The organism is Streptomyces sp. Tue6028, assembly GCF_002300165.1.
GTDB lineage: Bacteria > Actinomycetota > Actinomycetes > Streptomycetales > Streptomycetaceae > Streptomyces > Streptomyces siamensis.
In genome coordinates, this window is sequence record NZ_MLCE01000022.1 from 69,223 (window position 1) to 88,512 (window position 19,290).

Here is a 19,290-nt window from a genome sequence, read left to right on the forward strand (position 1 = left end):
TCACGCGTGCGGAACCGGCCACCACGGGCCACGCTGGAGTCATGACCCAACCCATCGAGCTGCCACCGATCGAAGAGGGCGCCACCGAGATGCGGGGGAACGCGCGGGTCCTGCACTTCCTGCTGCGTCTTCCCCAGCCTGTGGAAAAGGTCTGGGCGGCGCTGGCCACCCCCGCGGGACTGCGCGGGTGGCTGGCCGCCGCCGATCCGTTCGAGCCGCGGCTCGGCGGGGCCGTCACCCTGAGCGGGCTGGGCGCCGGGCGGATCACGGCCTGGGACGTGGAGCGCATCGCGGAGTACACCGTCGAGGGGCGCGGCCGGGTCCGGTTCCATCTGGAGCACGGGGTGGCCGGGGGCACCACGGTCCGCTTCACCCATGAGACCGAGGCGGAGCGGGACCCGGAGTGGCGGGCCCGCTTCGAACGCCTGGCCCGGCAGCTCGGCGGCTAGGGGGTTTCCCTAGGACCCACCGCCCCGGTGCCCGGGGCCGTGCCCCGCGCCGCCGTCCCTACGACGGCGGCAGGCACTCCTTCGCCGGCGGCTTCCCCTCCGGCCAGGCGATCCGCACGAAACGGGTGCGGCTGTCCGGGGTGAGTTCCACGATCGGCACGGCCTTGTCGTACGGGTTGCCGTGGGCGTCCAGGCAGATCCATCCGCTCGCCCCGTTCACCCGCAGCTGTTTGCCCTTCACCTGCGGCCACTGGAGCCCCACGTCCCGCAGGGCGGGCACCTTGCCGGTCGGTGACGCCCCGCGGATGCCGTGCACCGCGAGCCGCATGGCGTCGTAGGCGATGATCAGCTGGCCGTCGTCCAGGCCGACCTTCCCGATGGGGCCGGCCGGCTCGCGCGCGGCACTCGCCAGCAGATCCCGGAGCACCTTCGCGTCGGCCGCGCTGCCGCCGGTCCTCGCGGCGTCCTTCGGCCAGGCGTCCGGATGGGCGAGCGCCGTGTACCGCACGGTCAGCAGGGGGTCCTTGAGGGCGGCCGGGTCGAGGTCCTTGTCCCCGGCCAGGTACGAGCCCTCGTCGCCGGTGAGGACCGTGAACCGACGGTCGACGCAGCCACGTGCCCCCAACGCGTTGATGAACTGCCGCAGTTGGGTGTGCCGGCCGGCGAAGAGCACGGTGTCCGTGGTCTTCGGCGTGTTGCACAGGATGTTGCTGACCTGCGCGAACACATTGGCGGTGCTGCCCTCCTTGCTGCGGTCGGCGGGCGGGGTGAAGGGCTGCGCCTCGTAGCGGGAGCCCTTGAGCATCTTCTCGAAGGACCGCTGGAGGGTGCGCGTGTACGGGTCGCCGGTCCGGTCGTAGACCAGGAACGCGTCGGCGGCCGACACCTTCGCGAAAGAGGCGAGGGCGCGGGCCTCGTCGGTGTTGGTGGGGGAGACGCGGGCGAGCCCGGGGAAGGGGTCCTTGCCGTCCTGCCCGTTGGCCAGGTCGTCGGCGGTGATCGAGCTGCCGATCACGGGGATGCCCCGGCGGGTCAGCTCCTGGACGGCCTTCTTGTTGTTGTCGGTGCTCAGGCCGACCCCGGTCACCGCGCGCAGCCGGTCGGGGCCCTTCGTCATGCGCTCCAGCTGGTCGACGGTGTGCCGCCAGTGCGCGCCGGTGGCGCCGGGGTTGGCGAGCACCAGCCGGATCTTCGGCTTGAGGCCGGTCGTGTCGTGGTTGGCCTGGTACTGGGCCAGGTAGGCGCCCTGGAGTTCGTGCAGCACGTCGCCGAGGTTGTCCGCGTCGCTCGCGGTGAAGGGTTCGAGCAGGGCGACGGTGACGTAACTGCCGGGGGACAGGCGGTGGTTCTCCCGGTTGATCGCCCGGATGGTCTCGGCGAACTGCGGGCGGCGGAAGGCGTACGTCGTCCACGAGACGCCCACGCACTCGTCGCTGCCCTTGGGCTGGACGACCCCGGGGGCGCAGGAGCGGTTCTCCTTGGCGGCCGTCATGCCGCCCCACACGCCGAGGCCCACGAGGGCGGCCACGAGCGTCAGCGCGACATACCGGCGGAAACGAATCTCCCAAATGTCTTCGCGCAGCCACGTCCACACACGAGCCATCACCTGCCTCCGTTCCCGATCTCGTCGTCGTCGCCCGGGACGTGGAAGGGGCGGCCGGCCAGGGCGTCGGCCGGCCAGTCCCGCGAGGCCCGCCACAGCAGGGCGTTGCCCGCCGGCCGCAGGTTCGACAGCTGTTCCAGCTCGAAGCGCAGCCGCTCGGTCACCTTCGGGTCCGGCAGGACCAGTGGGTCGGTCAGCTGCCAGACGGCGTGCAGCAGCCGTCGCACCCGCAGATGCAGCACGGCGTCCACGCTGTCCGGGGGTTGTTGCGCCGCGTCGGTGCGGCCGAGCGCGACGGAGGCCCGGTGGTCGTGGCCGTCGAAGTCCCGGCCGTCCGGGTCGTGCGGGTGGAAGTACGGCGCGGACGCGATGAAGAGCAGCGACGACAGCCAGACCCGGGTATCGGTGCGCGGGAAGGTGTCGCGCAGATGAGCCACCGCGGAGTCGGCCTTGCCCAGGGCGAGTTCGTGGTGCAGCCGATAGCGGGCGGTGTCCTGCGCGGCCGGCTCGCCGGTGTCCCGGTAGTGGTCGACGAGGGTGCGGTGCACGGCCCGCCAGCGTGCGTGGTCCGGGTCGCCGTGGTGCAGCCGCAGCAGGAGCAGGGCGCGCAGGAACGGGTCTCCGACGAACTGTCCGGAGGCCGTCGGCCAGCCCTCCGCGGTGAGCCGCTCCTCCAGGTCGAGGACGCCCGACGCGCCGAAGTCCTCGGGGAGTTGGGCCTCGGCGAGCACGCACGCCGAGTCGCGGTCGTGCGCCGCGGCGAGCACGGTCAGCTCGTCGAGCCGCCCGCCGGGCACCAGGTGGGCGAGGAGCTCCTGATAGGTGGGGCGGCCGTCCCGGTCCTCGTGCAAGGCGACGTCGGCGGTGAGCAACTGGCCGAGGGAGTCGGCTCCTTGGGGCAGGTTCTGGCGTGCCGAGCCGGCGAGCAGGGTGATGCCGAGGGGGCTGCCGCCGGTCAGCCGGTGGGTGGCGTGCGGGAGGTGCGGGGGCACGTCCGCGGCGCCGGGTGCCGGGGACGGGCCCTGGGCGACGGTGTCGACGATGTGCAGCGTGTCGTCGGGCGTCAGCGGCGGCAGGGAGACGAGCAGCGCGCGCGAGGACGGTGAGGTGCCCGGTTCCCAGCCGCTCTCCCGGGCTGCCTCGGGGAGGGTGCGGCGGCCCGCGTTGCGCAGGGCGGGGTGGGCGTAGCCGCGCAGCGCCGCGCAGAAGACGACCTGGTCGGTGATGCCGTCGGCGCGGTCGCGCAGGACCGGCTCCAGCAGGCCGAGGCCCGCCGGTTCCTGCACGTTGTCGATGAGGACGACGGGGCGCCCGCGCCGGTGCGAACGCTGCATGACGCCCGAGTAGGCGTCGTCGAGGTCGGCGAGCAGGGCCCGTACGAGATGGCGTTCGGCGTGCCGGAGCGAGTCGCCGCCTGCCCGGAAGTGCCGGGACAGCAGGATGAGGGCCAGCTTGGGGCTGCCGCCCGCGTTCGGGTAGTCCCGGTACCAGGTGGCGGCCTTGCGCAGTCGGCGATGGGCCGGGGCGATGCCCTCGGCGAACGCCTCCAGGGTCGCCTCGATGATCGGTTCCACCACCGGGCCGGTGCCGCTCATCGAGGCGACGAGCTTGGAGATGACCTTGCTCACCCAGCGGCCGGCGAAGCCCGACAGCCACGAGCCGGTCTCGTTGAGCAGCAGGATGCGTTCCGCCTCCTGCCGGATGCGCGGCACGTCGCGGTTGCTCCAGCCGCCCGCGGCCACGGCGAGCAGACCCGCCGCCAGTCTCGGAAAACCGATCCGCCCGGCGCCCGTCACCGGCTCGGCGAGCTGTTCGGCGATCGTGGTGAGCGCCTGTCCGACCGGTGACCAGGCCTCCGCGGGACGCTCGGGCGGCGGGGCGGCGAACTGGCGGTCCTCGCCGTCGATCAGCGCGACGGGCGTGTGTCCGCGGTAGGCGTCGCGCAGCTCCCGCAGCACGGCGCTCTTGCCGAGCCCGCGCCCGCCCGCGAACACCACGAAGGGCAGTTCGCCGGGGTGTTCGTACGGCGTCGAGCGGAGTTGGTACGGACGCAGACCGACGAGCCGGGACGCGAGTCCGGGCGGATCGGTGTCGAACAGCGCTCCCCGGCCGTGCAGCCCTGTGTGCACCGCATCTCCCCCTGGCGCGGTCCGGTCCGATGTGCTGCTGTGAGGTGTATCAACACCAGTGTAAAAAGGGGGAGTTGGTTCGGGATAGGGCGCACGGTGTCCGTTGGGTTACGAAAAGTGTCCGCCGGTCAGCCGACTGTGATCGAGTTCAGCTTCTCGCGCAGGTAGACGTGCGAGTCGACGGGCTCGTACACGACACGGCCCACGGGTGCGGGGACGGACTCGACGAGGGTCCCCGGCGTGCACTCGCCGAAGTAGACCAGCGACATCAGCTCCTCCGCCGGTGCGTCCGAGGGCGGCGGCAGCACCCGGTGGCGCCCCGAACGCCACCGGTCGCCCGTCCAACGGGCCATCAGGTCACCGATGTTGATGGTGAAAGCCGCCGGGTCGAAGGGCGCGTCCTGCCAGCCTCCCTCGTCCGTATGCACCTGGAGACCACCGCGGCCCTCCTGGCGGTCGAGGATCGTGACCGTGCCGAAGTCGGTGTGCGGGCCGATGCGGAACTGGCCCGGCTCGGGCTCGCCGAGCACCTCCGTCCCCGGATACCAGTTGATGTTGAAGCCGTACGTCGGGTGGTCCATGTGCCGGGTGAAGAAGTCCGGTGCGAGCCCCAGCGCCTCGCCGAGCAGGACGAGCAGCCGGTTCTCCAGCTCGCCCATCCTTGCCAGGTACTCCTCGCACAGTTCCCGCAGCTCCGGGACCTCGGCCGGCCAGACGTTCGGCGCGTACCACTCGGCGTTGACCTCGGGGTCCTCGAAGGGCTCGTGCGTGGCGAAGGTCAGCGATTCCTTGAGGTCGGGCGGTGTCTCGGTGCCCTCCGCGTAGGCGTTGGCCTCGGCGCCCGGGCCGAGCCAGCCGCGCCCCCCGACCCGGGCGGCGTACGGCTGCTTCACGGCGGCGGGCAGGGTGAAGAAGGCGCGGGCGGCGGTGCGGATGCGGGCGCGCAGCGCCGGGTCGACGCCGTGCCCGGTGACGAGCAGGAAGCCCGCCGTGCGGAGGGCGTCGTCGACGGTGCGGGCGGTGGCGGCGCGGGCGTCCGGGTCGCCGGAGAGCCAGGGCCGCAGGTCGACGGTGGGGATGCGGGGGCCGGCCGGGGCCTTCGGGTCAGTCACCGATGTCCTCGTTCCACAGTGCGGGGTCGTCCTCGATGAAGGCGCGCATCAGCGCGGCGCACTCCGGATCGTCCAGCACGACGATCTCCACACCGTGCCCGGCGAGCCAGTCGTGGCCGCCGTGGAAGGTCTCCGCCTCGCCGACGACGACCCGGGAGATGCCGAACTGCCGGACCAGGCCGCTGCAGTACCAGCACGGCGAGAGCGTGGTCACCATGGTCGTCCCTCGGTAGGACCGCTGCCGTCCCGCGGCCCGGAAGGCGGCCGTCTCGGCGTGCGCCGAGGGGTCGCCGTCCTGGACCCGGCGGTTGTGGCCGCGGCCCAGCAGGGTGCCGTCCGCGCCGTACAGCGCCGCCCCGATGGGGATGCCGCCCTCGGCGCGCCCGGCGCGGGCCTCCGCGAGGGCGACGGCGAGCCACGCGCGCGCCCGTGCCTGATCGATGCGCTCCATGCCTCCACTCTCCTGTGGCCGGAACGCCGGGGCAACGACGCGGCACGCCGCCGGTCGCGCCGCGCCGCGGTCGTGCGGTGCCGCCGATCGCGCCGCGCAGTGCCGCCGGTCGCGCCGCAGTCGTGCCGCGTCCCCGCCGTCAGGCCGGTGAGCCGAGGAGCCGGCCGCGGACGGTCCTCAGTCGCGGTCGAGTCGGGTGATGCCGGCCGTGGTCTTCTGACCGACCTCGACCGCGGGCTCCACACCCTCCGGGAGGTAGATGTCGACGCGCGAGCCGAATCGGATCAGGCCGATCCGCTCGCCCTGCTCGACCTTGGTGCCCTCGGGGACGTAGGGCACGATGCGGCGGGCCACCGTGCCGGCGATCTGGATCATCTCGATGTCGCCGAGCTCGGTGTCGAAGTGCCAGACGACGCGTTCGTTGTTCTCGCTCTCCTTGTTGAACGCCGGAACGAACCCACCGGGGATGTGCTCGACCGACGTCACCGTGCCGGACAGCGGCGCGCGGTTGACGTGGACGTTGAGCGGGCTCATGAAGATCGCGACGCGGGTGCGCCCGTCCTTCCACGGCATGATGCTCTGCACCACACCGTCGGCGGGCGAGATGACCCGGCCCGGAGCGATCTCGCGCTCGGGGTCGCGGAAGAACCACAGCATGCCGGCCGCGAGCGCGGTGGCGGGCACGGCCACGGCCTTGGCGGCGCCGGAGCGGCGCGCGCGGACGAGACTGAGCGCCGCGGTGGCCACGGTCGGGACGAGCCACGGCGATGCTCCGCGCGCGAGACGCATCGGACGGGCACCGGCAGGAACGGACACGAGAACTCCTGAGCATGAGGTTCGGACGGGGTTTCCATGCTGCCGCGTCCCCCGCGGGCCGAGGCTCCACCTGCATGACGGTGTCGGGCCGTCCCGGAGGCCGACTGCGCGGCGGCCCCCTCGTCCCCGGGGTGGACGGCGGCGGAAGCAGCCTTCCACCTGGGGGAGTACGGCGCGAACCCGCCCGGCCGCGGTCAGCGGTCGCGGGACCGCGCGTACTGCCGGGCCAACGCGCGGAAGGACTCCTTCGGTTCCCAGTGCCAGCCGGACTCCGGGTCGCCCGGACGGTTCTCGATCGGTTTGACGAGGCCGTAGCTCGCCATGTCGAGGTCGTGGCGCGGGTCGTGCGGGCGGTGCGGGGCGTCCGGGGAGACGAAGGTGTACGCCATCGCCGAGTAGAGCCCCATCGACTCGAACACCGCCAGCACGTCCGTCAGGTACGCGGCCTGGGCGCGTTCGCTGCGCACCAGGCCCTTCCGTATCTCGGGCGGCTCCTTCGTACGGTCGACGACGTCCCAGCCCATGCCGCCCAGTTCCGGCGCTCCCCGGAAGGTGCAGCAGCCGAACTCCATGACGGCGACGGGCTTGCCGAAGCGGCGGTAGCGGGCCAGATCGCGGACGTACTGGTCGCGCCGCCCGAACCAGCCGTAGTAGTCGAGGCCGACGAGGTCGAACTGCCGCCAGTCCACGTCCTCGTCCTGCGCGGCGGCGTACGTCAGCCGTCCGCCGAAGACGGACCGGCCGGTCGACGCGGCCCGCGCCGTGAACCGGCGCAGTTCCCGTGCGGTGCGTACGGGGTCGTAGTTGCCCTTGAGCAGGTTCTCCACCCGTTCCAGGATGTTCGCGCCGGGCACGATCCCGGGGACGTACAGCAGGAACTCGCAGCCCACGCTGAGGTGCACCCGGGCGCCCTGCCGGCGCAGCCGCTCGGCGAAGGCGCCGGTCTCCGCGAGGTGGTCGAGGATGTCCCGCTCAGGCACGTCCCCGAGGGTCGGTTCGAGCCAGACGCCGAGCCCGCGCTCCGCCGCCTCGCCCGCGGTGGCGGTGAGCCGCTCGACGCCGTCTCCGGTCACCTTGACGGAGTCGGCGTGCAGATCGCGGGCGACGGCCCGCAGATCCGCGCGCATCCGCCGGGCACTCCACCCGGTCGCGGGTGTCTCGCCCTCCCCGACCTCGTACACCACTCCCCGGTACGACAGTCCGCGCCCCCGCCGGCCTGCTGTCGCGGCCGGGGCCGCCGCGGCCGCCCGGGCCTGTCCCGCGGCCCCCGCCGACAGCGCCACCGCGCCCCCGGCCCCCGCGGCCAGCCCCAGGAACCGTGCCCTGCTGATCCCCCGCGTTCCCATCGCGCCTCCCGATGCCCTTGGTCGTGCACCCAGTCTGGGAACCGTCCGGGGCGCCCGTCGTCGGCCGATGGTCTACGGAGTCGGTCCGAAGGATGCGGGCGGGTGCGACCGAGGAAAGGGCGAGCGGCATTCCGGACCCCGACCACATCACGGTGGAGGCGACGGTCCGGGAGCAGGGCCGACCCCGCCGGACCGGGCTCGCCGCGGGCGCGGAGCTCAGTCGGCCACCCTCAGGAGCAGCTTCCCGGTGCTGGTCCGGGATCCCATCAACCGGTGCGCCTCCGGCGCGTCCTTCAGCGGGAACTCCGCGCTCACCGGCAGGGACACCGTGCCGTCGACGACCGTACGGAAGGCCTTCTCGGCGATCTCACGGAGCGCGGCGGGTGCGGTCCGGGCCAGGCCGAGGATGGAGAAGCCCGCGACGGACAGGCCGGTGGGGTAGAGCTCGGGCTGGCCCACCGTCCAGGGTTCCGCGCCGCCCGCGTTCCCGTAGGAGACCAGGCGGCCGAAGGGGGCGAGGGAGGCCAGGCTGTCGCGCAGGGTGTCGCCGCCGACCGGGTCCAGGGCCACGTCGACGCCGCGGCCGTCGGTCGCCGCGCGGAGCTCGTCGGTGAAGGAGCCCACGAAGACCTCGTCGTAGCCCTGCTCGGCGGCGTACTCCGCCTTCGCGGCGGCCGACACCACGCCGTACACCGTCCCGGCGCCCGCCGCCTTCGCCAACTGCCCCAGGACGGTGCCGACACCGCCCGCCGCGCCCTGCACGAGCACGGTCTCGCCCGGCTGGAGCCGGCCGACGGTGTGCAGCAGGGCGTAGGCGGTCGGCACGACCGTCGGGAGGGTGGCGCCGGTGCGCAGGTCGACCCCGGCCGGGAGCGGGAACACGGTCACCGCGTCGGCCACGGTCACGTCCGCGTACGCGCCACCCTCCGTCAGCGCGGCGACCTCCTGACCGACGGTCAGTCCCTCGACGCCCGCCCCGACCGCTCTGATCCGACCCGACACCTCCAGTCCGGGCACGAACGGGAGGCCCGGCACCCGGTAGCCCTCGGACCTCGCCTTCAGGTCGGCGAAGTTCACACCGGTGTACGCGACGTCGATGCTCACCTGCCCGGGTCCCGGCTCCGGGACCTGCGTCTCCACGACCCGAAGGACCTCGGGACCGCCGTACTCCTCGAACTCGACTGCGCGCATGGCACACCCCTCCGCGAGTGTTCAACGAAAAGCGAACACTCGGGAGTGTATGGTTTTCATCGAACACTCCGCAAGGGGCGACGAGGGGAGCACGGCGTGGCACAGCGGACCGGCACCAGCCATCGGGCCGCGCCCGAGCACACCCACCCGGACCAGGTGTCCGTGCAGACCGCCCTGGCCGCCCTCGCCGACCCCGTACGCATCACGCTGGTGCGGGAGTTGGCCGACTCCGCGGAGTGGAGCCGCAGTTGCGGCAGCTTCGACGTGCCCGTCGGCAAGGCGGCCCTCAGCCATCACTTCGCGGTGCTGCGCGGCGCGGGACTCGTGGAGCAGCGCGACGAGGGGCCCAAGCGCGTCAACCGCCTGCGCCGCGACGAGTTCGACACCCGCTTCCCCGGCCTTCTCGCGCTCGTCCTGCGGGACGCTCAGGACGGCTGAGGCGCACCGGGGTGCCGCCCCTGCCCGGGTGGCGGGCCCGTGACGACGGGCTGCGAGGGCGTCGCACCGACGGGTTCGGTCGGTTCCAGGACCGCGTAGTCCGCGAAATGGCGCCGGTAGCGCGTGTGTCGGGTGTCCTGGGTGTGCAGGCGCTGCCACTCCTCGACCTCGGCCGGGTCCGGGCGCGGGCCGGACCCCGCGCCGCAGTCGGCCTCGTCCCCCGAGACGCAGTGCGCCTCGTACTCCGGCTCCGCCGTCGCGTCCTGCACGATCACGTACGGCACGTACCGGAAGACGCGGCGCCTGTCCGTGGCCTTCGCGGAACGGGCGTTGGCGGCCCGCACGCCCGCGCCGAGCCGCTCCTCCGGTGTCGCCGGTCGGATCAGCGCCGGGTCCGCCTCCCACTCCCGGCCGCCGCCGACGGGCCGCAGCATCGCGTACGGGCCCGCCTGGCCGCGGTATTCGCCGACCCTGCCCGTCCGCGGGTCGTGGACGATCGTTCCCGGTTCCCACTGCTTCGCCTGCCCGGCCATGTTCGCTCCGCACCGCTCGGTCACCCTGTGTGTATCGAGCGTCGCGGAGGGGAACGGTCGGTATCAATGCCGGACGCGTGACAGTGGCCCACTGTCACGGAGGGGGATGCCGTGAGCCGACGCAACGCGGAGGGAGGGGCGGCGGCCAGTACCGCCGCCGTGTTCGGCGAGGTGCTGAAGCACTTCCGCGAGGTCGCGCTCCTCACCCAGGAAGGCCTCGCGCGCGAGATCCCCTGCGACCGGTCCCACGTGGCCCGCGTCGAGGCGGGGACGCGGGTACCGCAGGACACGTTCGCCAAGCGCTGCGACGAACTGCTGGACTCGAACGGGGTGTTGACACGGCTGTGGGGCCGCATCGACTGGTATCCGCAGGTGGAGCATCCGGATTGGTTCGACCGCAGGGCGCGGATGGACGCCGAGGCTGTGGCCGTACGCGCGTATCAGACGCAGGTGATACCGGGTCTGTTGCAGACGGCCGACTACGCAACCGCCCTGTTCGCCCGTCGCCTTGCCGGGCCGGACGACGTGACGGAGCGGGTCAGGGCACGTCTGAGCCGACAGCAGCGCTTCCACGCCGACGACGGACCGCTCTACCTCGTGGTGCTGGACGAGATCTGTCTGCGCCATGTGGTGGGGAGCCCCGCGGTGATGCGGGACCAGTGCGCGCACCTGCTCGGCATCGGTCGGCGCCCCAACATCCGTATCCAGGTGGTCCCGTTGGAGCGTGCCGACATCGACCGCCCGGATACCTCCCTGTCGCTGATCGAGCTGCCCGACAGGCATCGATGGGTCTACTCGGAGTCCCTGGACCGGGGGCATTTCAACGACGATCCGGCCATCTTCGAGCGCCACAGCCGGACCTATGATGTGCTCCGGGCGGACGCTCTGTCAGCCCCTCAGTCCGCCGCTCTGATCAGCGACGTGATGGAAGGGTACGAGCATCATGAAGAGCCACGATCTGAGCACAGCCCGCTGGATCACGAGCAGTTACAGCGGAGCAAACGGCGGCGACTGCGTCGAAGTGGCCCCCGCTACCCCCGGTCTCGTCCCCGTCCGTGACAGCAAGGCCCCTGATGGACCTGTCCTGTTGATCACCCGGACCGCGTGGGCGGCGTTCACCGCGGCGCTGCGCTGACCGACCGCCAGATCCGTTCCGGGAGGACCCGCGCCGCCTCGTCGAGGTCGACGTCGTCGATGCCCGACAGCCAGCGGCGGGCGACCGCGACGACGGGCCCGAGAACCAGGGATTCGACGAGGGCCGGCGGGAGCGCGGCGACCTCGCCGGACTCGATGTGGGTGCTCATCCACGAGGCGAAGGGGGACAGCCGGGCCTCCTGCGCGTCCCGCAGCTCCTTGCCCTGCGCGAAGCTCTGCCGGTCGGCGGCCGAGGAGTGCAGGAGCAGCGCCGCGTCCCGGTGTTCCCGGACGAAGGCCAGATAGGACCGTACGAGGGCGTCGATGCCCGAGCGGGCGGTGCCGGCGCCACGCAGGGCCGTGACCATGGCGTCCAGCAGCCGGCCCAGCCAGCGCTGGGCGAGGGCGGCGCGCAGGCCGTCCAGGCTGCCGAAGTGGTGGTAGAGGCTGCCGAGGCTGACACCGCTCTCCCGGGTGACCGCGCCGACCGTGAGGCCCTGTTCGCCCGAGGCGGCGTACACGCGAAGTGCGGCATCAAGGAGCAGGTCGGCGGTAACCTCGCCGCGATGCTGCTTGGGGCTCATCGGATGGATGTCCTCGTACTGTGTGGTATCCGTTCATTTCTAGAGCAAGTTTCTAGAAACTGCTTCCAATTCTACTTACCGCTGGATCAGACTTGCTCCCGTCGACGGCGCGTCCGCCCGTCTGAGGGGGGGATGGGCGGGCCGCCGCCGGTCTGGCATCGAGGGCGCAGGGCGCATGACGGGCAACGCGGGAAAACGGGGCGATGTGTTAGATCTGAGCGGAAGCGGAGCCGAGCCTCTGGAGGCCGAGGATCCGCGGCGGATCGGTGCGATTCCACTGGTGGGGCGGCTTGGGTCCGGCGGCATGGGTCGGGTGTACCTCGGCGTGCACGAGGGGCGCTACGCAGCCGTCAAGCAGGTGCTGCCTTCCGTCGTCGCCGAGGACAAGGACTTCCTGCGGCGCTTCGGACACGAGCTGGACAACCTCTCGAGGCTGCCCGAGGAGGCCACCGCGCCATTGCTCGCCAGTGACCGCGAGGCACGGCCACCGTGGTTCGCCACCGCGTACGTTCCCGGGCTCACCCTGAGAGAGGCCGTCGAACTGCACGGGCACCCGTTGCCCGCCGACGCGCTGTGGCTGCTGCTGCGGGAGGCGGCCTCCGGGCTGGCCGCGGTGCACGCGCTGGACATGGTGCACCGGGACCTCAAGCCATCCAACGTCATGCTGACCCTCGACGGGCTCACCCTCATCGACTTCGGTGTCGCCCGTGCCGCGGAACAGAGCCAGCTGACCAGGACCGGCATCGTCGTGGGCACGCCCGCCTACATGTCGCCCGAACAAGCCTCGGGAACACGGCGATTGAGCGGCGCCGCCGACGTGTTCGCGCTCGGGTCGATGGCGGCGTACGCGGCGTGCGGCCGACCGCCCTTCGGTGACGACTCCGGGCACGCCGTGCTGTACCGCATCGTCCACGAGCAGCCCGACCTGGCTCCGCTGCGCGCGCTGGATCCTGCACTGGCCGAGGTAGTCGCGGCTTGCCTCGACAAGGATTTCGAGGGCCGCCCCACCACCGCCGAGCTCGCCGAACTCGCGGCGCAGCACGGACCGTTCGCCGATCCGCCGTGGCCGCGGAGCATCACCGAGCCGCTGTCCGAGCGGGCCGCCTTCGCCGCGACGGTCCCGAAGGCCGACAAGCTGCCCGCCCCCGTCCCGACCCTGCCCTCCGCCGAGCCGGAGCCGAAGGAGAAGGAGAAGGCGGGACCGGAGGCCGGTCCGGACCCGAAGCGGCGCGAACGCCGCCGGACCCGCGTGCTGTTCGCCGTCGTTCCGGTCGTGGTCGTGGCGACCGGCGCGACCCTCGCGGTCCGGCTGCTGCCGTTCACGTCCTCACCGGACGACGAGGCACGGTCGACCCCCTCCGCGTCGCTCCCGGCGTCGCTCGACCCCACGCGGTCCTCCTCGGGCGCGAGCCCCTCGGGCACGGCAAAGTCGCCGTCCTCGTCCGTGGATCAGGGCAAGGGCAAGGGCAAGAGCAAGGGCAAGGGGACGGGCGGAACGCAGGCGGACGCCGGGGGCGCGGGCGCGCAGGCCGGCTCCGACACCTCGGACAGCTCGGACGGCTCGCGTGGCAGCGGCGGCGACTCGGGCAGCTCGAGCGGTTCGGGCGGCACCTCGACGAAAGCCCCCGCCAGTGGCTACTACCAGCTCACGAACGCCGCCGATGGCCAATGCCTGGTGATGAGTGCCTACAGTGGCCCGGTCCTCGGGGAATGTTCGGACAGCCCGGCGGCCTCATGGGCTTACAAGAGCATGTCGGGCGGCTCGTTCCACGTGGTCAACGAGCACACCGGTCAGTGCCTGAGCGTGAACGCCTACAACATCATGTCGGCCGACTGCGACCAGAGCACTCAGGTGTCCTGGCGCACGGGCTCCGGCGGCACCCTGCAGAACATGTACAACAGCCGGTGCCTCGACGAGTCCGCGGGCTGGCCCGTCACCTCGACCTGCGTGTCCGGGACGGCATCGCAGCGCTGGACGAGGAAGTAGACCCGAGACCCGAGCCATACGCCTGACGGCGCCCGAGCACCACCTACGGCCCCGCGCTCACCGCGAACCTTTCGGGAGGCGCGTCGGTGTGCAATCTGTTGGGACCAGGCGTCATCGGCCCCGCCGATTCCCCCATCGGCAGGACGCCCCAGTGGCGCGTGGACCGCCCGCGGTGCCCGCTCGTAGCTTCGTCGGCATGACCTCAGAGAACAAGGGCACGGCCCAGCTGACGACCGCGATGGTGCTCTCCGGCACCCTCGGAGTCTTCGTCGTCGAGTCGGGCGCCTCGCCCTTCAACGTCGTCTTCTTCCGTGTCCTGTTCGGAGCCCTGGCGCTGGGCTCGTACGTCGTCGCCCGCGGCTGGCTGCGCGGTCACGGCTTCACCCCGCGCACCCTCGGACTCGCCGCACTGGGCGGGGTGTTCATCGTCTTCAACTGGGTCCTGCTCTTCCAGTCGTACGAGAACACCTCGATCTCCGTCGCCACGGTCGTCTACCACACCCAGCCGTTCTACGTGGTCCTGCTGGGCGCCCTGCTCTTCCGCGAGCGGCTCACCGCCTCGAAGATCGGCTGGGTCGCGGTCGCCTTCGCGGGACTCGTCCTCGTGTCGGGCGTCACCCCCGCCGACTTCACCAGCGGCGGCACCTACCTCCTCGGCGTCGGACAGGCCCTCCTCGCCGCGCTGCTGTACGGCCTGTCCACACTGGTCACCAAGCGCATCACGGGTGTCCGCCCGCACCTCATCGCCCTCGTCCAGGTACTCGTCGGCATCCCGCTGCTGCTGCCCTTCGCCGACTTCGGCGCCATGCGGGGCACCGGCGCGGACTGGGGCTGGCTGGTCGGCCTCGGCATCATCCACACCGGCCTGATGTACGTGCTGATGTACGCGGCGTACGCCAAGCTCCCCACCGCGAAGATCGCCGTGCTGGCCTTCACCTACCCTGCCGTCGCCATGGTCATGGACTGGGTGGTCTACGGGCACCACATCGGGCTCGTGCAGGCCCTCGGCGTCCCGCTGATCGTGACGGCGAGCCTGCGGGTCACCCTTCCTCGGACACCAGCCGCCGCGCCTGCTCCACGAACAGCCGCACATGACCGGGAAGCCGCTTCCCGGCCCGCCACGCCAGTTGCGTCCGAAGCGTGAACGGCGCCTCCCACGGCAACCGCACCAGCGTTCCCCCCGCGAGTTCCGCGGCGACCGTCACCTCGGGCAGCAACGCGATCCCGAGGCCGGCCGCCGCGGCTCGCTTGGTCGCCTCGATCGTGCCGAACTCCGTGAAGGACACCCCGGAGCCCGCCGGTTCGAGGGAGTTGAGCTCCCGCTCGAACAAGTCCCGGTAGGCACAGCCCGGTTCGGTCGCCAGCAGCGACTGCCCGACGAGATCCGCGGTCCGCGCGGCCCGCACCCCCGCGAGGTCGTGGCCCGGCGCCGCCACCAGCGCCAGCGGCTCCACCGCGAGCACCGCGACGTCCAGCCCCGCGTGCCGGGTCTCCTCCTCCATCAGGAAGCCCACGTCGTACGCGCCCTGCCGCAACGCCTGACGGGTCTCGTCCCCGATCGTCGTGCGCAGCGACAGCCGCACCCCCGGGTAGCGGTGGTGGAACAGCTCCAGCAGCGGCAGCAGCCGGTACGAGGTCAGCGACTCCATGGTGCCGACGGTCAGCGCACCGGAGGGCTCCTCGGCGCCCACGACCGCGGCCCGGGCCTCCTCGGTCAGCTCGATGATCTGCCGCGCGTAGGGCAGCAGCCGCTCACCGGACTCCGTCAGCCGGATACGGCTGCCCAGCCGGTCGAACAGCTCCGTGCCCAGCGAGGACTCCAGCGCACGGATCTGACCGGTCACGCTGGACTGGGCGTACTTCAGCTCGGCGGCTGCCTGCGTGAAGCTCAGTACCGTCGCGACCTTCTCGAAGGTGACCAGCAGCCGCAGTTCCATCAGCTGTCCTTCGGTTCCTCGCCGTGCTCACGGCGGCGCAGCTCATCCTCGCGGCGCCGCAGGTCCGCCTCCCAGTCCTTCAGGAGCGCCTCGTCCTTGGCGTTCTCCGCCTTCAGGGACTTGAGGAACTCGGGATTGTCGTCCGGGGCGACGTACTGGGTGCGGGCGTTGCGGTGCCACTCCGACGGGGTGGAACCGCCCACCGGGGCCCGGCGGGTCCTGCCGGCCACCAGCCAGGCGACGGGCCCGACCAGCACCTCGCCGAAGAGCAGGATGATGATCACCCACACCACCTTCGGCAGGCCCCGGACCTCTTCCTCCGGAGTGTTCAGACAGTCGATGAACGCGTAGATCCACAGCGCCAGGACCAGAAGGAACGGCAGATACCTGACCATGCCCGAACGAACCCCCAGTGAGCAGTTGCGGGGCGGCACAGGGGCCCCGGTGACGGGCACAGGGTAGCCGGTGGCCGATACTTGGACCCATGGCTTACGACGATCTTCGCTCCCTGCTCCGGGCGCTGGAGCGCGAGGGTGACCTCAAGCGCATCAAGGCCGAGGTCGATCCGTATCTGGAGGTCGGGGAGATCGTCGACCGGGTGCAGAAGTCCGGCGGGCCCGCGCTGCTCTTCGAGAACGTGCGCGGCTCCGCGATGCCCCTCGCGATGAACGTCTTCGGGACCGACCGGCGGCTGCTGAAGGCCCTCGGGCTGAAGTCGTACGCCGAGATCTCCGACAAGATCGGCGGACTGCTCAGGCCCGAACTGCCGCACGGCTTCGTCGGGGTGCGCGAGGCCTTCGGGAAGCTCGGCGCGATGACCCACGTGCCGCCGAAGAAGGTCAAGGACGCGCCGGTGCAGGAGGTGGTGCTGCGCGGCGACGACGTCGACCTCGACACCCTTCCGGCCCTGTTCACCTGGCCGCAGGACGGCGGCTCGTTCTTCAACCTGGGGCTCACGCACACCAAGGACCCGGAGAGCGGCATCCGCAATCTCGGGCTGTACCGGCTCCAGCGCCACGACAAGCGCACCATCGGCATGCACTGGCAGATCCACAAGGACAGCCGGAACCACTACCAGGTCGCGGCCCGCCGCGGCGAGCGGCTGCCGGTCGCGATCGCCTTCGGGTGCCCGCCGGCCGTGACGTACGCCTCGACCGCCCCGCTGCCCGGTGACATCGACGAGTACCTCTTCGCCGGGTTCATCCAGGGCAAGCGGATCGAGATGGTCGACTGCAAGACCGTGCCGCTCCAGGTCCCGGCGCAGGCCGAGGTCGTCCTGGAGGGGTGGCTGGAGCCGGGCGAGATGCTCCCGGAGGGGCCGTTCGGCGACCACACCGGGTTCTACACCCCGCAGGAACCCTTCCCGGCCCTCACCATCGACTGCGTCACCATGCGCAAGCGGCCGCTGCTCCAGTCGATCGTCGTCGGCCGTCCGCCCACCGAGGACGGGCCGCTCGGCCGGGCGACGGAGCGGTTCTTCCTGCCCCTGCTGAAGATCATCGTGCCGGACATCGTGGACTACCACCTGCCCGAGGCGGGCGGCTTCCACAACTGCGCGATCATCTCGATCGACAAGAAGTACCCCAAACACGCCCAGAAGGTGATGCACGCCGTCTGGGGCGCCCACATGATGTCCCTCACCAAACTCATCGTGGTCGTCGACGCGGACTGCGACGTGCACGATCTGCACGAAGTGGCCTGGCGGGCGCTGGGCAACACGGACTACGCCCGCGACCTCAGCGTCGTCGAAGGTCCGGTCGACCATCTCGACCACGCCTCCTACCAGCAGTTCTGGGGCGGCAAGGCGGGTATCGACGCGACGAAGAAGTGGCCCGAGGAGGGCTACACCCGGGACGGCGGCTGGCCCGAGATGGTCCTCTCCGACCCGGAGACGGCGGCGAAGGTCGACCGCCGCTGGAAGGAGTACGGCCTGTGAGTTCAGCTTCCGCGGCGATCCCGCAGCCGGGCCGCACCAAGGCGTTCCTGCGCCTCGTGATGATCGAGCACTCGGTGTTCGCGCTGCCCTTCGCGTACATCGCCGCCCTCACCGCGATGTTCCAGATGGACAAGAACATCCACTGGGGCCGGCTGCTGCTGGTCACCGTCTGCATGGTGGGCCTGCGGACCTTCGCGATGGCGGTCAACCGGATCATCGACCGGGAGATCGACGCCCGCAATCCGCGCACCGCCCACCGCGAGCTCGTCACCGGCGCGATGTCGGTCAAGCACGCCTGGACGGGCGCCCTCATCGCGGTCGTCATCTTCCTGGGCTCGGCGGCGCTGCTCAATCCGCTCTGCCTCGCCCTCGCCCCCGTCGCGGTGATCCCGATGGTGGTCTACCCCTACGGCAAGCGGTTCACGAACTTCCCGCAGGCCATCCTCGGCCTCGCCCAGGCCATGGGCCCGGTCGGCGGCTGGCTCGCGATCACCGGCGAATGGTCCTGGGAGGCCGTCGTCCTCGGTCTCGCCGTCGGCATCTGGATCGGCGGCTTCGACCTGATCTACGCGTGCCAGGACGTCGAGACGGACCGCGAGATCGGCGTCATGTCGGTGCCGGCGCGCTTCGGCATCCCGGCCGCGATCTGGGGCGCGCGCGGCTGCCACGCCGTCACCACGGGCCTGTTCGTCTGGTACGCCGTCGCCACCGGCGCGGGCGCGTTCTTCTGGCTCGGCCTGGTGATCGTGGCGGGTGCCTTCCTCTACGAGCACTCCATCGTCAAGCCGCACGACCTGTCCCGCCTGAACCGCGCGTTCTTCAGCGTCAACGGATTCATCGGCATCGCCCTGTTCGTCTGCGCCCTGCTCGATCTGCTGGTGCGCGGGCTCACGGTCTGAAACCGGGCAGTGGCCGGATAGGCTCGACATCATGAAGCCAGGACAGACGCAGCGCCGGCCTTGGATCGTGGGGGTGTCGGGCGCCTCCGGTACGCCGTACGCCGCCGCGGTGCTGCGTGCGCTCCTGGCGGCCGGGGAGAGCGTGGACCTGGTCGTCAGCAGGGCCTCGCGGCTCACGCTGCTCGACGAGACCGGCCTGCCCTTCCGGGACGCCCACTGGCAGGACGACCTGCGCGAGTGGCTGGCCCGGGGCGCCGACGGCAAGCCCGGCACCTTCGACGTGAGCGTCGACGGCGTACGCCACTGGAGCGCGGGCGATCTCGCGGCGGGTCCCTCGTCGGGCTCGTACCCGGCGAAGGGCATGCTCATCGTGCCCGCCTCGACCGCCTGTGTGGCGGGCGTCGCCCTCGGCCTCTCCAAGGACCTGCTGCAACGCGCCGCGAGCGTCACGCTCAAGGAGTCGCGCAAGCTGGTCGTCGCCGTCCGGGAGACCCCGCTGAACGGCCAGACGCTGCGGCACCTGGTCTCCCTGGACGACGCGGGCGCCACCGTGCTGCCGGCCTCACCGGCCTTCTACGCGGGGGCCACGCACATCCAGGACCTGGTGGACTTCGTGGCCGGCCGGGTCCTCGACGCGGCGGGCGTGGAACACGACCTGTACCGCCGGTGGGAGGGCGAACTCGGCGGCGGCTCCCGCGGCGGCGCCACCTGAGACGGCCGCACCACCCACGCGGCAGGCGCAGGC

Annotated in this window: 19 protein-coding genes and 1 pseudogene; 9 read left to right on the forward strand and 11 right to left on the reverse strand. The window is 71.8% G+C overall.

All coding sequences use genetic code 11. The annotated features are described in order from the left end of the window. The first annotated feature begins 41 nt into the window (after positions 1 to 41). Positions 42 to 449 (forward strand): SRPBCC domain-containing protein, encoded by a 408-nt coding sequence (locus BKI49_RS21180; protein ID WP_095935863.1) that lies wholly within the window; start codon positions 42 to 44, stop codon positions 447 to 449. A 58-nt stretch (positions 450 to 507) separates the two neighbouring features. Here BKI49_RS21180 and BKI49_RS21185 read toward each other — a convergent pair whose 3' ends face one another. The 7 genes from BKI49_RS21185 to BKI49_RS21215 all read right to left on the reverse strand — a co-directional run bounded on the left by BKI49_RS21185 (position 508) and on the right by BKI49_RS21215 (position 9,097). Continuing rightward, positions 508 to 2,052, reverse strand: coding sequence for an ABC transporter substrate-binding protein (locus BKI49_RS21185; protein WP_095935864.1), 1,545 nt, complete (start codon positions 2,050 to 2,052; stop codon positions 508 to 510). Continuing rightward, positions 2,052 to 4,181, reverse strand: a complete 2,130-nt coding sequence (locus tag BKI49_RS21190) for a hypothetical protein (protein ID WP_095935865.1) — start codon at positions 4,179 to 4,181, stop codon at positions 2,052 to 2,054. Before BKI49_RS21190 ends, BKI49_RS21185 begins: the two co-directional genes overlap by 1 nt. Before the next feature lie 128 nt (positions 4,182 to 4,309). Next, positions 4,310 to 5,293 (reverse strand): isopenicillin N synthase family dioxygenase, encoded by a 984-nt coding sequence (locus tag BKI49_RS21195; protein WP_095935866.1) that lies wholly within the window; start codon positions 5,291 to 5,293, stop codon positions 4,310 to 4,312. Then, positions 5,286 to 5,744: a nucleoside deaminase gene (locus tag BKI49_RS21200; RefSeq protein ID WP_095935867.1), complete on the reverse strand. Its 459-nt coding sequence runs from the start codon at positions 5,742 to 5,744 to the stop codon at positions 5,286 to 5,288. Before BKI49_RS21200 ends, BKI49_RS21195 begins: the two co-directional genes overlap by 8 nt. 177 nt (positions 5,745 to 5,921) lie before the next feature. Then, a complete protein-coding gene (locus BKI49_RS21205) occupies positions 5,922 to 6,533 on the reverse strand; it encodes a phosphatidylserine decarboxylase (protein WP_095935868.1) in 612 nt (203 codons plus the stop codon). Positions 6,534 to 6,754: 221 nt separating this feature from the next. After that, complete coding sequence (locus BKI49_RS21210) at positions 6,755 to 7,906, reverse strand: abortive phage infection protein (RefSeq protein WP_095935869.1); 1,152 nt, start codon at positions 7,904 to 7,906, stop codon at positions 6,755 to 6,757. A 216-nt stretch (positions 7,907 to 8,122) separates the two neighbouring features. Further along, positions 8,123 to 9,097: a quinone oxidoreductase family protein gene (locus BKI49_RS21215; protein ID WP_095935870.1), complete on the reverse strand. Its 975-nt coding sequence runs from the start codon at positions 9,095 to 9,097 to the stop codon at positions 8,123 to 8,125. A gap of 96 nt (positions 9,098 to 9,193) precedes the next feature. Here BKI49_RS21215 and BKI49_RS21220 point away from each other — a divergent pair, with 96 nt between their 5' ends. Next, positions 9,194 to 9,535: an ArsR/SmtB family transcription factor gene (locus tag BKI49_RS21220; protein ID WP_028805057.1), complete on the forward strand. Its 342-nt coding sequence runs from the start codon at positions 9,194 to 9,196 to the stop codon at positions 9,533 to 9,535. Between the two features lie 83 nt (positions 9,536 to 9,618). Here BKI49_RS21220 and BKI49_RS35920 read toward each other — a convergent pair. Further along, positions 9,619 to 10,068, reverse strand: a pseudogene (locus BKI49_RS35920) (DUF7848 domain-containing protein); the annotation flags it as partial. A gap of 111 nt (positions 10,069 to 10,179) precedes the next feature. Between BKI49_RS35920 and BKI49_RS21230 the strand changes: the two are divergent. Together BKI49_RS21230 and BKI49_RS35925 are read left to right on the forward strand one after the other, a co-directional pair. Beyond that, on the forward strand, positions 10,180 to 11,127 hold the full coding sequence (locus BKI49_RS21230; protein WP_179332521.1) for a helix-turn-helix domain-containing protein: 948 nt from the start codon (positions 10,180 to 10,182) through the stop codon (positions 11,125 to 11,127). Next, positions 11,090 to 11,203, forward strand: a complete 114-nt coding sequence (locus tag BKI49_RS35925; protein ID WP_257004896.1) for a DUF397 domain-containing protein — start codon at positions 11,090 to 11,092, stop codon at positions 11,201 to 11,203. The genes BKI49_RS21230 and BKI49_RS35925 overlap by 38 nt, the downstream gene beginning before the upstream one ends. Here the strand turns inward: BKI49_RS35925 and BKI49_RS21240 are convergent. Then, entirely contained in the window at positions 11,184 to 11,786 is a 603-nt protein-coding gene (locus tag BKI49_RS21240; protein ID WP_095935872.1) for a TetR/AcrR family transcriptional regulator, read from the reverse strand. The two genes, BKI49_RS35925 and BKI49_RS21240, sit on opposite strands and share 20 nt — an antisense overlap. Positions 11,787 to 11,961: 175 nt before the next feature. Here BKI49_RS21240 and BKI49_RS21245 point away from each other — a divergent pair, with 175 nt between their 5' ends. Together BKI49_RS21245 and BKI49_RS21250 are read left to right on the forward strand one after the other, a co-directional pair. Continuing rightward, on the forward strand, positions 11,962 to 13,773 hold the full coding sequence (locus BKI49_RS21245; protein WP_143658481.1) for a serine/threonine-protein kinase: 1,812 nt from the start codon (positions 11,962 to 11,964) through the stop codon (positions 13,771 to 13,773). A 196-nt stretch (positions 13,774 to 13,969) separates the two neighbouring features. Beyond that, entirely contained in the window at positions 13,970 to 14,917 is a 948-nt protein-coding gene (locus BKI49_RS21250) for a DMT family transporter (protein WP_095935874.1), read from the forward strand. Here the strand turns inward: BKI49_RS21250 and BKI49_RS21255 are convergent. Beyond that, positions 14,814 to 15,710, reverse strand: a complete 897-nt coding sequence (locus tag BKI49_RS21255; RefSeq protein WP_095935875.1) for a LysR family transcriptional regulator — start codon at positions 15,708 to 15,710, stop codon at positions 14,814 to 14,816. The genes BKI49_RS21250 and BKI49_RS21255 overlap by 104 nt on opposite strands. Then, entirely contained in the window at positions 15,710 to 16,105 is a 396-nt protein-coding gene (locus tag BKI49_RS21260) for a PLD nuclease N-terminal domain-containing protein (RefSeq protein WP_095935876.1), read from the reverse strand. The genes BKI49_RS21255 and BKI49_RS21260 overlap by 1 nt, the downstream gene beginning before the upstream one ends. Before the next feature lie 89 nt (positions 16,106 to 16,194). On the opposite strand from BKI49_RS21260, the gene BKI49_RS21265 reads away from it, so the two are divergent. Genes BKI49_RS21265 through BKI49_RS21275 form a run of 3 tightly spaced genes read left to right on the forward strand, consistent with a single transcriptional unit; the run spans position 16,195 to position 19,257 of the window. Continuing rightward, on the forward strand, positions 16,195 to 17,646 hold the full coding sequence (locus BKI49_RS21265; protein WP_095935877.1) for a menaquinone biosynthesis decarboxylase: 1,452 nt from the start codon (positions 16,195 to 16,197) through the stop codon (positions 17,644 to 17,646). Further along, the gene (gene mqnP, locus BKI49_RS21270; RefSeq protein ID WP_095935878.1) at positions 17,643 to 18,545 is read left to right on the forward strand and encodes a menaquinone biosynthesis prenyltransferase MqnP; all 903 of its coding nucleotides are present in this window, start codon (positions 17,643 to 17,645) and stop codon (positions 18,543 to 18,545) included. The genes BKI49_RS21265 and mqnP overlap by 4 nt, the downstream gene beginning before the upstream one ends. Before the next feature lie 31 nt (positions 18,546 to 18,576). Continuing rightward, positions 18,577 to 19,257, forward strand: coding sequence for a UbiX family flavin prenyltransferase (locus BKI49_RS21275; RefSeq protein WP_095935879.1), 681 nt, complete (start codon positions 18,577 to 18,579; stop codon positions 19,255 to 19,257). The last annotated feature ends 33 nt before the right edge of the window (positions 19,258 to 19,290 follow it).